The organism is Dolichospermum circinale AWQC131C, from assembly GCF_000426905.1.
Taxonomy (GTDB): domain Bacteria; phylum Cyanobacteriota; class Cyanobacteriia; order Cyanobacteriales; family Nostocaceae; genus Dolichospermum; species Dolichospermum circinale.
Map to the genome: position 1 here is coordinate 1 of NZ_KE384630.1, position 12,308 is coordinate 12,308.

A 12,308-nucleotide genomic window follows, 5' to 3' on the forward strand; every position below is an offset into this window, starting at 1 on the left:
TAGGGATTTTATGATTATGTCAATAACCAATGGTGCGTTACGCTGTCGCTAACACACCCTACTATTTGGCTGTTCCCTGTCACCTGTCACCTATCACCTGTGACCCATAACCTGTCACCTGATTAAAGATGGATGTATAGAATTATGGGAATTATTAAAAAGGAATTATCGGGTTAATAGCACAAGTAATTCTTGATTTATTGGTTATGGATAGAACATTCATACAGAACCCCCAGGAACAACTGGTATCATTGATAACAGATGATGTGAACCTAGAGGGTAATTTGGTGATCCCCCATAGTGCTATCGGTATAGTTTTATTTGCCCATGGCAGTGGTAGCAGTCGTTACAGTCCCCGTAATCGTTATGTTGCCGAGGTATTACAACAAGCAGGACTGGCAACTTTATTACTTGATTTGCTGACTCTGGAAGAGGAAGAAATTGACCTGCGGACAAGACATTTACGCTTTGATATTGGTTTGTTAGCATCTCGCTTAGTTGGAGCTACGGACTGGCTACTACAGAACCCAGATACCCAACAACTCAAGATAGGTTACTTTGGTGCTAGTACGGGTGCGGGTGCGGCTCTTGTGGCTGCTGCAAAACGGGGGGAAGTTGTGAAAGCTATTGTTTCCCGTGGTGGACGACCTGACCTAGCTGGTTCAGCATTACCTGAAGTGAAAGCGCCAACATTGTTGATTGTTGGTGGTGATGATCTGCCTGTAATAGCGATTAATGAGGATGCAATGGCACAGTTACACTCAATCAAACGGTTGGAGATTGTTCCTGGGGCTACACATTTATTTGCAGAACCAGGTAAATTGGCGGCTGTAGCACATTTAGCAAGGGAATGGTTTACACACTACCTCAAATAACAACAGAACTTACACCTCTTCCTTTGCTTCCCCAGCAGCATAATTTCGCACTTCTAACAACTGGTTTTTTGCATCCACAATCACAACGGTAGGAGAGTAACATTTTAACTCTTCCAAAGTAAACTGGCCGTAAGTCATAATGATCAAGCGATCGCCTACTACACCTAAGCGAGCCGCTGCCCCATTTAATTCTATAGCTCCTGAATTAGCTACCGCAGGTATAGCATAAGTAGTAAAACGCTCACCATTAGCGATGTTCACTACTTGTACTTGCTCATAGGGAAAGATACCAGCTTTTTCTAAGAGAATTTCGTCAATGCTGATACTACCCACATAATTAACATTTGCTCCTGTGAGGGTACAGTTATGAATTTTTGCTAACAAGAAAGTACGCTGCATTGGGATTAAAAATTTTTTTTGCAACCAGGAAGATTTTTCCAACTTAGATCAGTATTTGTGATTAATGATTCCACAATTATTGATTTAGCGGGTAATTAGTAATTGATATTACCACTAGACATCTAGTGAAAATTAAATGTGCATTTTTTAGAACCCTTGTAGAGAAGTTCCATGGAACTTCTCTACAATCTTTACTGGAGATGTTTATTATCCTTGAGCGGCCTTAATAAACTTTTCTACTAAAGGAGCTACTTTTTCCACATCTTGCCAACCGAGAATTTGTGTTACCTTTTTTTCCAAATTCTTATAACTACGGAAAAATTCCGCAATTTCCTCTAATTTGTGGGGGGATACATCTTTGAGGGACTTTACATGAGCATAGCGTGGATCTTTGGCGGGAACACAAAGAATTTTTTCATCACGATCACCACCGTCAATCATTTCTAAAAAACCAATTGGTCTAGCAGCAATGATGCAACCGGGGAAAGTTGGCTCATCCATGATCACCATGCCATCTAAAGGATCGCCATCGTCAGCTAAGGTGTTAGGGATAAAACCATAGTCATAAGGATACTTTACCGAAGAATAGAGAACGCGATCTAAGGCAAATGCTTGTAAATCCTTATCGTATTCATATTTATTTTTACTCCCACCAGCAATTTCAATTAAGACGTTAAGTACACCTGGTTTGGGTTGGGCAGGAATAAGAGATAAATCCACAACAAGACTCCTATATTAACAGTGAAGAGGGGCAGTAGATATTTTTGCTCCCAGTGTCAAATTTTAAGGCATTGTGGATCTTTTCCTCAAAATTCCTGGTTGACTGCTGTAAATTCCGTGAAACGTTAATTCTTGTTAAATTTTTTCTGTGTTAAATGTCTGCTAAGTGCTGTGAGGTTGTATCACCAGAATTGACAGATCGGCTATTTAAATTTATACAAACGGGTGCAGATTCTGCACCCAATTAGTTCCGACTAGGGGGTTACTTTTTGTTCTGTAGTTGCTTCTTCAGGTTTTGGTGAGTCTTGTTTTTCTGTATTTGCGGAGTCTGAATCAGTTTTTTGTTGTACTTGCGGCAAGTGAATACTATTTACTTGATTAATAAATAGTTCTACAGCTTGACTAATTTTTTGTTGTTGTTTATCTTCTTCTGGAATATCATAACAACGATAGGCTGGAGTGATTCCTAAAATAAACTTTTCCTGTTCAGATTCTAACAATTCCACCGCTGTGCTGGCAGCCATCCAATTTTTTTCAAAGGGAAATGATGTAACGACACTGGCCACAATGGAAGCAACTGCTGGACAGATAACAGGTAGCCATTTTAACCACGCCTGTCCTGCTTCCAGTTTATCAACTAGAACTAAAATTGGTGTCACACCTGATAAAATAACCGTGGAAATTTGCAAAACGTAGTATAAAGTTCTGTTAAGGTCTCTAGAACTCTTATAATCATCAATCAAGTCTTGAGCATATTCTAAAGCTTTAGCTCGTGCTGGCAAAACTGTGTTATGGTCTATTTGAGTATTTTTACTTAACAAAGAGGTATAAAGTTTAGCTTTTTTTGACATTTGATTTTTTTCTGCTTTCTTTTTGGCGCTATTTACTGATTGTCTATTGAAGATAAACAAACCAATAGCAAGAGTTAAAGCAACGGAGGCAGCAATTACATGATCTTGATTGCTAGAATCAAAATAAATAATAGCAAATGATGCGATCGCAACTGCGGCTAATAAATAATCAATGAACTTCAAAAAAAACAGCATATTTTTACCCAGTGTAGTTGTAGTTATTGTGGGAATGTTGAGTTGACGAGAGAGGAAACTCATTGTAAAAATTATTTTCACAACCAATATTTTATATTACACGAAGGTACTATTCTTGACAAGATACTCCAAGAAGTAACATTTTCCAGTGTTTTTCAGGATATGAATAAATTTTGGTTGACGATTATTTAAGGTTATTTAACATCTAATTTCATTAAATCCTGCTTTAATTTGGTTAAAAGATTATATTTTAATCATTAAATAGCAGTGTTGTATCTTTTGCGTGTAGCTATTGCCAAGGCTAAAACCAGAAATGTCAAAATACCTGCTATGTATAAAGGATAGCCATAGGTCACTGGTTGGGATTGTTTAACCATTAAACCGGCTATCACTGGACCAATACCATTAGAAATACTTAAATAAGATGCGTTTAATCCTAAAACAGTTCCCTGATCTTGTGGTTTAGCATTAAGAGAAATTAATGTACTAATCATAGGTTGGACGAGGGCATTAAACAAGGCAAATAATATGCTAATTATGACAAAATAGGTGATACTAGGCCAAAGGGGCATTAAGAGAAATGATAAACTGCGAACGAATAAACCTAAAAATAATATCTTGACGACATTAAATTTAGGACGGAGAACCGATATTCCCCAAGTTTGCATAATTACTGCTAAAGTGCCAAATACTAGAAATAGGAGAGTTAAAGATTGATTATTTTGATGTAGAACTTGAATAAAATAGGGTTGAAAGGCATAGGTAAACATGGTAAATGTTGTCCCAGTCAAAAAGTTAATTAATAGTAAAATGCCAACTCCTGGCATAGCAAACCCTTTAATTAAATTTTCCAATCCTAAATCCCAAATATTACTAAACTTTGGAGATTTGTTTTCTAAAGTTTCTGGTAACAAGAATATGGTCATTAACATGGCTATCATAGCAACTGCACCAGAGACTAAAAATGCCGTTCCTAAAGAAATTTGCTGTGCTAATAAACTAATAACCGGACCGATAATAAAGCCTAATCCCATGGCTGCACCATAAATTCCAAAGGCTTGAGCGCGATTTTTTTGCATGGTGACATCAGAAATAACCGCTTGGGCAACGGCAACATTTCCCCCGGTAATCCCATCTAAAAATCTGGCGAAAAATAGTAAGATTGCTGTTGTGGCAGTACCGGCTATGGTGTTAGCAATTACTGTTCCTGCTAGACTAATTATTAATAATGGTTTACGTCCAAATCTATCAGAAAGTTTACCGATTACAGGAGTGGCAAAAAATTGAGCAATGGAGTAGGTAGAAAACAATAAACTAGTTTGGAAATCATTTAAACCAAATTGTTTACCATAAAGATAAATAATGGGGATTAAAATTGTAAAACTCAAGGAGTTAATAAAGGCAATTAAAGCAGTAATCCAAAAAATGCGATTCATTGTCAATTAAACTTATTTATTCATGCTACTTTAGTTATTTTACCATTAATGAGACTTTTTACTTACTGCTCATCAAATTCATGAATTTTAAATTACAGAAAGAGGAATATCTTTATTTACTACCATGTATTAGTGAAAATGCTTAATCAAATTTGGTTATCAGAATTAAAAATACACCGAGCGATCGCTGTAGTTCGCGCTCCAAAAATGGACTGGGGTAAAAAAATGGCTTTAGCGGTGGCATCTGGGGGTATGAGACTCATTGAAATTACCTGGAACAGTGATCAGGCACCAGAGTTAATTTCCCAACTCCGCACTGAATTACCAGGCTGTCTGATTGGTACTGGTACTTTATTTAACGTCCAGCAATTACAAGAAGCGATCGCTTGTGGGTGTCAATTTCTCTTTAGTCCCCATACTGATCCCGTCATGATTAAAACCGCAGTAGCCGCAAATATACCAATAATTCCTGGTGCATTGACACCGACGGAAATTATTACCGCTTGGAATTATGGTGCTACTTGTGTGAAAGTGTTTCCCGTCCAAGCAGTGGGAGGAACTAATTACATCAAAAGTCTACAAGGTCCCCTGGGGCATATTCCCTTAATTCCTACGGGGGGTGTAACCTTAGAAAATGCTGAAGATTTTTTAAAGGTTGGGGCAATAGCTGTAGGGTTAAGTGGGGAATTATTCCCAAAAAAATGGATATTAGAGGAAAATTGGACCGGAATTACCGAACAAGCAAAAGCACTCATCCAGAAGTTAAATTAGTGGTAAAATCAGCACAAATAGACTGAATTAGAATCAAAGTTTTTGCATGAATTTTAGCCAATTTACTATCAGGGTATTCACTATGAAAGGTTTGATTTATTTTCATCGGATACATTTATTAAAAATGTTATTGGTGAGTACCGTAGCTTATACTACCATAGTGAATTATACTGATAACAAAATGTGGGCAAAATCTCCACCACAGAAAGTTCCTACAATTGTTCAAAAACTGAAAAAATCTGATCAGCGTTGGATTCAAATTGATCTTTCCCAACAAAATCTGATTGCGTGGGAAGGAAAGAAACTTGTATATAAAGCAACTATTTCTTCGGGAAAACCATCCACACCTACCCGCATTGGTATATTTAAGATTCAAAGCAAGTTTAAGAAAACTCGAATGCGTGGTAGGGGATATGATATTGCTAATGTTCCCTATGCTATGTATTATCAAGGTGGCTATGCTATTCATGGAGCATATTGGCACAAGAAGTTTGGTACACCGATAAGCCATGGTTGTGTTAATCTGACACCCAATAAAGCTAAATGGTTATTTAATTGGGCTAATGTAGGAACAACGGTAGTAATTCAAAAATAGATGTAATCTTATGATACCTACGTTAGTAAGTAAAATCTCACTATAAAAAGTACATAAATCTTAACATTACCCTAAGCAGCCTTGATACCTGAAAACTAAGGAAATAACTGTTTCTATAATTTTCACAAAATATCATCAAGTCACCATCTTAATTTGACAACAGTATTGATTATGGTATAATATTTCTGAACAGTAAGGAATACTATTTAATACTCAAACAATATGGATAGAAAATTTTTAATAAAAAATGGATTAATTCAATGGGAAAACTTGTTAAAAGATATATTTCCTATATCTATTCCTAATAATTGTTTGTGGGAAGAAAAAGAAGATATCGCATTGATTCTTAATCAATTAAGTAAGTGTTCTGAGGTTAATCATCTATTTTTACCAGGAGGAGGAGGCGTAGATTTAGTAAAAGCAAAAAAATCTTCTGAAGAAAATTGTATTGAATTTAGTAGCGGTGGTGCAACATATATTATCAACCCTAAACATTTAATATTTGAAGGATTTAATAATAACTACAAATGGTCTTATTTCAGAATAGAAACAAATTATTTAAGCCCTAGCAATGTTTATGATGATAAAGCCATTCAATGTGAAGAATTAACAGAAATAACGCCAAATTTATATGTTGAACGCAGTGTTTGGGATGCTGGATGCTATCAAAACAATCCATTGCCAGAGACGGCTAGAATTGTATTCCGGTATATGATGGGTTCATTTGTAATATTTTGCAAATTCTCTCCTTATAACTTGAGTTCAAGCAAAAATGCGTATTCTGGTTATCATAATTTAATGACTGCTAGTGAATTTAAAGAATATATCTTTGAATGTACACAAATACCACTACCAAAAATGAGGAAAAACGCAGATGAAACTTATTTTTAGATAATTGTTAAGAACAGAATGAGATAAATCCAATAAAACTCTCACCCTATGCAGCCCTCAACATTGACAACTCAGGAACTTCCTCCACCTGCTCACCCCACAAATCATCACCATAAATATCACTGCTATCTCTTCTCTTCCAACCGTAAGCAGCCAAAGCCAAAGCCATCACACAATCAGTAGCCAGTCCTTTATCATCCAGTTTATAAAATCTCAACTCAGTCTTGAGTTGCTTTAACCTGTCCTGCTCATCATAAGGAATTACCAACTTACCTTTCTCCACCGCACCAGCCAAATTAGACAGCATTAAAGTTTTGTGGTATGGAAACCTAAAATCAACCTACCCTTTTGAACAGTAGCTTGAAACCAAATAATACTATTAAAACAAGTTTCTATATCAGTTATGTTACTAGCTGCTTGCCAGTGCTGACAGTCAAACCGCTTTCATCATACAATTTCCGTTGCTGCCAGTTTTTTAGCTGCAACACTAGCGCGAAAGTCAAAAGTCTGATATGATGATTTTATCAGCGGGTGAGTAGCTCAACGGTAGAGCAGTTGACTCTTAATCAATTGGTTGCGGGTTCGATTCCCTCCTCACCCATTCATCAAATCTAGATCATTGCTAAATTAAAAGTATTGAACGAAACATAATTTATATGTTCACTCAGTCAAGCCAAATCTAGCACTAACCAAATCTACCACTAATATAGGCTTTTGTATCTTCTTGTTGTGGATGATTGAAAATTAACTCTGTAGCTTCATATTCCACTAAATAACCTGTGCGACCACCTTTTTCAGAAGCTTTGACGTTAAAAAACGCTGTTTGATCAGAAACCCGTGCTGCTTGCTGCATATTGTGGGTAACAATAACAATGGTATATTGTTCCTTGAGTTCGTGAATCAGTTCTTCAACCCGTGCAGTAGAAATAGGGTCAAGTGCAGAACATGGTTCATCCATAAGTATAACTTCTGGTTGCACTGCGATCGCTCTAGCAATACATAAACGTTGTTGTTGTCCACCAGACAAGGATAAACCACTTTGTCGCAATTTATCCTTAACTTCGTCCCATAAAGCCGCTTGTCGCAAACTCCGTTCTACCAATTCATTCATATCACCCCTATAGCCATTAATTCTCGCACCAAAGGCAATATTTTCGTAAATTGACTTAGGAAATGGATTTGGTCTTTGAAACACCATACCAATGCGTCTCCGCACCTCTACAGGGTCAATATTCGGTGCATAGAGATTTTGATCATAGAAATAAATCTTACCTTCGGCTCGAAATGATTCAATTAAATCATTTAGACGATTATAACATCGCAACAATGTACTTTTGCCACATCCAGAAGGTCCAATAAAGGCCGTTACCTGATTTTTAGGAATATCTAGCCAAACATTTTGTACAGCCAAGAAGTTGCCATAATAAATATTCAGGTTTTCTGTGCTTAAAACCGATTTTGTCCCGTTCATAGTGCTAATTTGTGTTACCATAAATACTTGATTAGGAAGTTGTTCGAGATGAGTTTAAATCTTTTTTCTAGTCACCCAACGGGCAATAATACTAGTAGTCAACACCATTAATAGTAGTATTAAAGAAGCTGCCCAAGCTAAAGATTGCCAACTTTGGTAAGGAGAAGTAGCAAAGTTATATACTAGCACTGCCAGAGAAGCAGTAGGTTTGAGAATGCTATCTGGCCAAAAAGAAGAGAAAAGAGCCGTGAATATCAATGGCGCTGTTTCTCCAGCAGCGCGAGCTATAGCTAAGGTAGAACCAGTTACAATAGCAGGTAAAGCAGCAGGTAATACTACTTGTGTCACAGTTTGGAAATTAGTTGCACCTAGTCCTACGGACGCTTGACGTAGGTCTTGCGGTACTAACTGCAAGGCCTCATCAGTAGTTCTGACAATAATAGGTAGCATCAAAATTGCTAAAGCAAATCCACCTCCCAAGGCTGAGTAAGAGCCTAAATTCAGCTTAACTAAGGACAAAACCACAATTCCATAGGCAAATACCCCAGCAATAATCGAGGGAACACCACTCAGGACATTAGTGGCAAAACGTATCCACCTAGCAACTTTTTGAGAACTAAACTCAGTTAAATAAATTGCTGCCAATACACCAAAGGGAATACTAATTATAGCTCCAATACTTACCATCAAGAGTGTTCCCAAAACGGCATTACCAAATCCGCCATTTTTAGCAAAGGGAGTCGGAGGCAATTCAGTGAAAACATTTAAATTTAAACTACTAAACCCTCTAATTATTACATAATAAAGCACTGCTAACAAAGGAACAAGCGCCAGTATTCCACAGATAAAAGCTAATACAGTCATCACCGTATTAAATAATGTCCGGGAAGACAAAGGGGAACGAGTCAGGCTTCTTTGTGGAAAAGAAGAAGTCATAATCTAACCTATTACTGTATTGTACAAGACAGATTCCAGATATATTCCCAACTTCTTGAAGAAGTCGGGGATCTGAATATTGAGTATTGAATATTAAATTTATAGTCTTTGTACCCGCGTCACAATAAACTCTGCCAGAATATTGACTATTAGCGTCAATATAAATAGAACTAAAGCTGCATACATTAAAGCGGAAACTTGTAAACCACTAGCTTCAGCAAACTGATTTGCCAGTAGAGAAGAGATAGTATTAGATGGTGCTAACAGAGAGATATTGATATTATTGGCATTACCGATTAACATTGTCACAGCCATTGTTTCACCCATTGCTCTACCCAGAGCCAACATTACTGCACCGACAATACCAGAAAAAGCCGCAGGGATAATAACTTGAAAAATGGTTTCCCAACGGGTTGCACCAATTCCTAGCGCCGCTTGACGTAAACTAGAAGGTACAGAAATCAAAGCATCACGAGAAATAGCAGTAATGATTGGTAAAGTCATAATTGCTAAGATTATTCCTGCTGGTAACATTCCAGGTCCCGTAGGAGACGAGCTAAAAATGGGTAGCCAACCGAGATAATTATGCAGCCATTTACCCAAATTAGTTAAAATTGGAATTAAAACAAAAATTCCCCAGACTCCATAAATAACACTAGGAATAGCGGCCAGCAATTCTACTAAAAATACTAATACTAATCGTAGCTCAGAAGGGAGAAAATCCTCACTCAATAAAATTGCTGTTCCCACACCAATAGGAACTGCTAAAATTAGTCCAATCAAAGAACTCATCAGAGTTCCATAAATAGCAGGTAACACCCCATAGTCATTATTCACAGGATTCCAATTACTGGCAACTAGGAAATTAATTCCAAATTGTTGGATAGCAGGCCAAGCAGCAATAGCAACTTGTAAAGCAATCCATAATAAAGTAGCAGCAATGGCCAGAGCAAAAATTCGAGTTAACCAAATAAAGCTCCGATCTAGATTTCTGTCCATTTCAGAGCGTTTTTTTGCTGCCAAGGCCGTTTCTAGAAATTTTGTAGCCATGAATACGGATTATAAAAGTTAAATCAGGAATAATACTGAAAAACCAGTCTCCTAAGAATCAACACAGTCTAGTCAAAAACTCAATATTTTCAGACTTAAATTAGGAATCATGCCGAAAATCAACTATGGTAAATTTAGTTTTTGTTTACTTGCTAGGTTGAGAATTAGCACCAACAGAAATTTTATAGTCAGGACTAATTTTATCAGCTGCTGCCGCCACTTTGGCAATTACATTTGCTGGTAAAGGAACATATCCCAATTCGGCCGCTAACTTTTGTCCATCTGTTAAAGCATACTCAATAGTTGCTTCTACGGCTTTAGCTTTATTAGCATCAGTATATTTTTTATGTGCCAAAATCCAAGTGTAAGTAACAATTGGGTAAGAATCTGTACCTTCTGGGTCAGAAATAAAAGCACGAAGATTCTCTGGTAAATTCACAGATGCTAAAGTTTTCGATGCTGACTTCTCAGAAGCGGAAACAAACTGTTTAGCTTTATTTTCCAAAGATGCAAATTTGAGATTACCTTCCTTAGCGTAGCTGTATTCAACATAACCAATGGAAGCAGGAGTTTGGAGAATTTGAGCAGTAACACCTTCATTTCCTTTCGCGCCAATGCCTACAGGCCATTTTACACTTTTCCCGTCACCTACTTTAGTTTTCCATTCTGGACTAATGGCGCTAAGATGTTTTGTAAACACACCTGTAGTACCGCTACCGTCAGCACGATAAATGACTTTAATTGCCTCCTTTGGTAATTTAGCACCAGGATTGGCTTTAGCGATCGCTGGATCATTCCAAGATTTGATTTTACCTAGTAAAATATCAGTATAAACTGCCCGTGGTAGTTTGAGTTCAGGAACATCCGGTAAATTATAAGCGAGGACAATACTCCCAGCAGTAACAGGTAATAATATTACACCTTTATCTGCGGGTATTTTCTTAATTTCTTCATCCTTCATGGCAACATCACTAGCACCAAAATCTACTGTTCCTTTAGTAAACTGTTCAACACCAGCACCGCTACCAACTGACTGATAATTAACTTTTAAATTGGGATATTTTTTATTTAATTCCGCAAACCAAGTTTGATACAGTGGTGAAGGAAAAGAAGCGCCCGCACCCGTTAACTCCACATTACCCCCTAAATCTAGTTTCCTAGAACTGGAAGTTTTGTTATTTTCTGACGAGTTTTGGCCGCAAGCAGATAGACCGATCGCTAGTGCTAATATAGATATTGAAACTGCAAAGCGATGATTTTTAATTTCGCCCGAAGGTAATAGCATTAGGGTTAATTTTCGTTAAGTTTTAGATAAACGTTACCAACATACCACTAAAAGGTAAACCATCGGTTAAGAAACAAAAAAATCTATTTATTCCCCTCATGTCAATCAACCCTATCACCGAATAAATGTTTGCTGCATCGAATCAACTACTATGGTCTATGATAGGCTTGCTCCTGACCATGGGTGGTACTTTTCTAGAAGCTTATGGTATTACCTCTCCCTGGAATTGGAGTCAGCACGGAATTCAAACCCTTTCATTAGGTGTCAGTTATCAAATTGGTGCAGTGCTGCTGGTAGGTTGTTTGGGAGGTCAAAATTCTGGGGCGCTTTCGCAAATTGCCTATTTAGTCATGGGATTAACTTTATTACCAGTATTTGCCGAAGGAGGCGGTATCGGTTATGTTAAACTATCCCAGTTTGGGTATTTATTGGGTTTTATTCCTGGAGCTTGGATTTGTGGTTATTTAGCTTTTAAAGCTAGACCCCGACTAGAAAGTCTCGCTTTTAGTTGTATTTGTGGCTTACTCACTATTCACATTTGCGGTATTGCTTATTTAATTATCAGTTATATTTTACCTGGGAAAGCAGCAGAAAATCTATCTCTGATGCAAGCTATTCTAAAATACTCTTGCTTTGCACTACCAGGGCAACTAGTAGTTGTTTGTGCTGTCACCATAGTAGCTTACGTCCTACGACATATAATGTTTTATTAGTAGGGGCAATCCCCCCGTGGTTGCCCCAATCTCCCCCGTGTTTACCCTACGTCATTGGTCAATTGATTTTGGATTTACGATTTTGGATTTTGGATTAACTCCACCCTCAAGTGTGGAGCT

General features: G+C 37.4%; 14 protein-coding genes and 1 tRNA gene. 6 read left to right on the top strand and 9 right to left on the bottom strand.

From position 1 onward, the window contains the following. The first annotated feature begins 206 nt into the window (after positions 1-206). Positions 207-875, top strand: a complete 669-nt coding sequence (locus tag ACIR131C_RS0116090) for a dienelactone hydrolase family protein (RefSeq protein WP_028091030.1) — start codon at positions 207-209, stop codon at positions 873-875. Between the two features lie 9 nt (positions 876-884). Here the strand turns inward: ACIR131C_RS0116090 and panD are convergent, their stop codons facing one another. From panD to ACIR131C_RS0116110, 4 genes are all read right to left on the bottom strand, one after another. Then, on the bottom strand, positions 885-1,274 hold the full coding sequence (panD, locus tag ACIR131C_RS0116095) for an aspartate 1-decarboxylase (RefSeq protein WP_028091031.1): 390 nt from the start codon (positions 1,272-1,274) through the stop codon (positions 885-887). A 207-nt stretch (positions 1,275-1,481) separates the two neighbouring features. Then, entirely contained in the window at positions 1,482-1,994 is a 513-nt protein-coding gene (locus ACIR131C_RS0116100) for an inorganic diphosphatase (RefSeq protein ID WP_028091032.1), read from the bottom strand. A gap of 254 nt (positions 1,995-2,248) precedes the next feature. Further along, complete coding sequence (locus ACIR131C_RS0116105) at positions 2,249-3,103, bottom strand: DUF4231 domain-containing protein (RefSeq protein ID WP_417033491.1); 855 nt, start codon at positions 3,101-3,103, stop codon at positions 2,249-2,251. A 194-nt stretch (positions 3,104-3,297) separates the two neighbouring features. Next, on the bottom strand, positions 3,298-4,476 hold the full coding sequence (locus ACIR131C_RS0116110) for an MFS transporter (RefSeq protein ID WP_028091034.1): 1,179 nt from the start codon (positions 4,474-4,476) through the stop codon (positions 3,298-3,300). A gap of 138 nt (positions 4,477-4,614) precedes the next feature. Between ACIR131C_RS0116110 and ACIR131C_RS0116115 the strand changes: the two genes are divergently transcribed. From ACIR131C_RS0116115 to ACIR131C_RS22975, 3 genes are all read left to right on the top strand, one after another. Further along, on the top strand, positions 4,615-5,247 hold the full coding sequence (locus ACIR131C_RS0116115) for a bifunctional 4-hydroxy-2-oxoglutarate aldolase/2-dehydro-3-deoxy-phosphogluconate aldolase (RefSeq protein ID WP_028091035.1): 633 nt from the start codon (positions 4,615-4,617) through the stop codon (positions 5,245-5,247). A 181-nt stretch (positions 5,248-5,428) separates the two neighbouring features. Then, positions 5,429-5,842: a L,D-transpeptidase gene (locus ACIR131C_RS0116125; RefSeq protein WP_417033492.1), complete on the top strand. Its 414-nt coding sequence runs from the start codon at positions 5,429-5,431 to the stop codon at positions 5,840-5,842. A gap of 222 nt (positions 5,843-6,064) precedes the next feature. Next, a complete protein-coding gene (locus ACIR131C_RS22975; protein ID WP_051347595.1) occupies positions 6,065-6,733 on the top strand; it encodes a hypothetical protein in 669 nt (222 codons plus the stop codon). Positions 6,734-6,779: 46 nt separating this feature from the next. Here the strand turns inward: ACIR131C_RS22975 and ACIR131C_RS0116135 are convergent, their stop codons facing one another. After that, entirely contained in the window at positions 6,780-7,040 is a 261-nt protein-coding gene (locus ACIR131C_RS0116135; protein WP_028091037.1) for a hypothetical protein, read from the bottom strand. Positions 7,041-7,262: 222 nt separating this feature from the next. Between ACIR131C_RS0116135 and ACIR131C_RS0116140 the strand changes: the two genes are divergently transcribed. Then, positions 7,263-7,334, top strand: a tRNA-Lys gene (locus ACIR131C_RS0116140). 84 nt (positions 7,335-7,418) lie between these two features. Here ACIR131C_RS0116140 and pstB read toward each other — a convergent pair. From pstB to pstS, 4 genes are all read right to left on the bottom strand, one after another. Further along, the gene (gene pstB / locus ACIR131C_RS0116145) at positions 7,419-8,225 is read right to left on the bottom strand and encodes a phosphate ABC transporter ATP-binding protein PstB (RefSeq protein WP_028091038.1); all 807 of its coding nucleotides are present in this window, start codon (positions 8,223-8,225) and stop codon (positions 7,419-7,421) included. A 33-nt stretch (positions 8,226-8,258) separates the two neighbouring features. Beyond that, positions 8,259-9,140 (bottom strand): phosphate ABC transporter permease PstA, encoded by an 882-nt coding sequence (gene pstA / locus ACIR131C_RS0116150; protein ID WP_028091039.1) that lies wholly within the window; start codon positions 9,138-9,140, stop codon positions 8,259-8,261. A gap of 99 nt (positions 9,141-9,239) precedes the next feature. Next, positions 9,240-10,190: a phosphate ABC transporter permease subunit PstC gene (gene pstC / locus ACIR131C_RS0116155; protein ID WP_028091040.1), complete on the bottom strand. Its 951-nt coding sequence runs from the start codon at positions 10,188-10,190 to the stop codon at positions 9,240-9,242. 145 nt (positions 10,191-10,335) lie between these two features. Beyond that, positions 10,336-11,475 (bottom strand): phosphate ABC transporter substrate-binding protein PstS, encoded by a 1,140-nt coding sequence (pstS, locus tag ACIR131C_RS0116160; RefSeq protein ID WP_028091041.1) that lies wholly within the window; start codon positions 11,473-11,475, stop codon positions 10,336-10,338. A 125-nt stretch (positions 11,476-11,600) separates the two neighbouring features. On the opposite strand from pstS, the gene ACIR131C_RS0116165 reads away from it, so the two are divergent. Continuing rightward, positions 11,601-12,188 carry a biotin transporter BioY gene (locus ACIR131C_RS0116165; protein ID WP_028091042.1) on the top strand — a complete coding sequence of 196 codons (588 nt, stop codon included), beginning with the start codon at positions 11,601-11,603 and terminating at the stop codon, positions 12,186-12,188. Positions 12,189-12,308 lie beyond the last annotated feature (120 nt).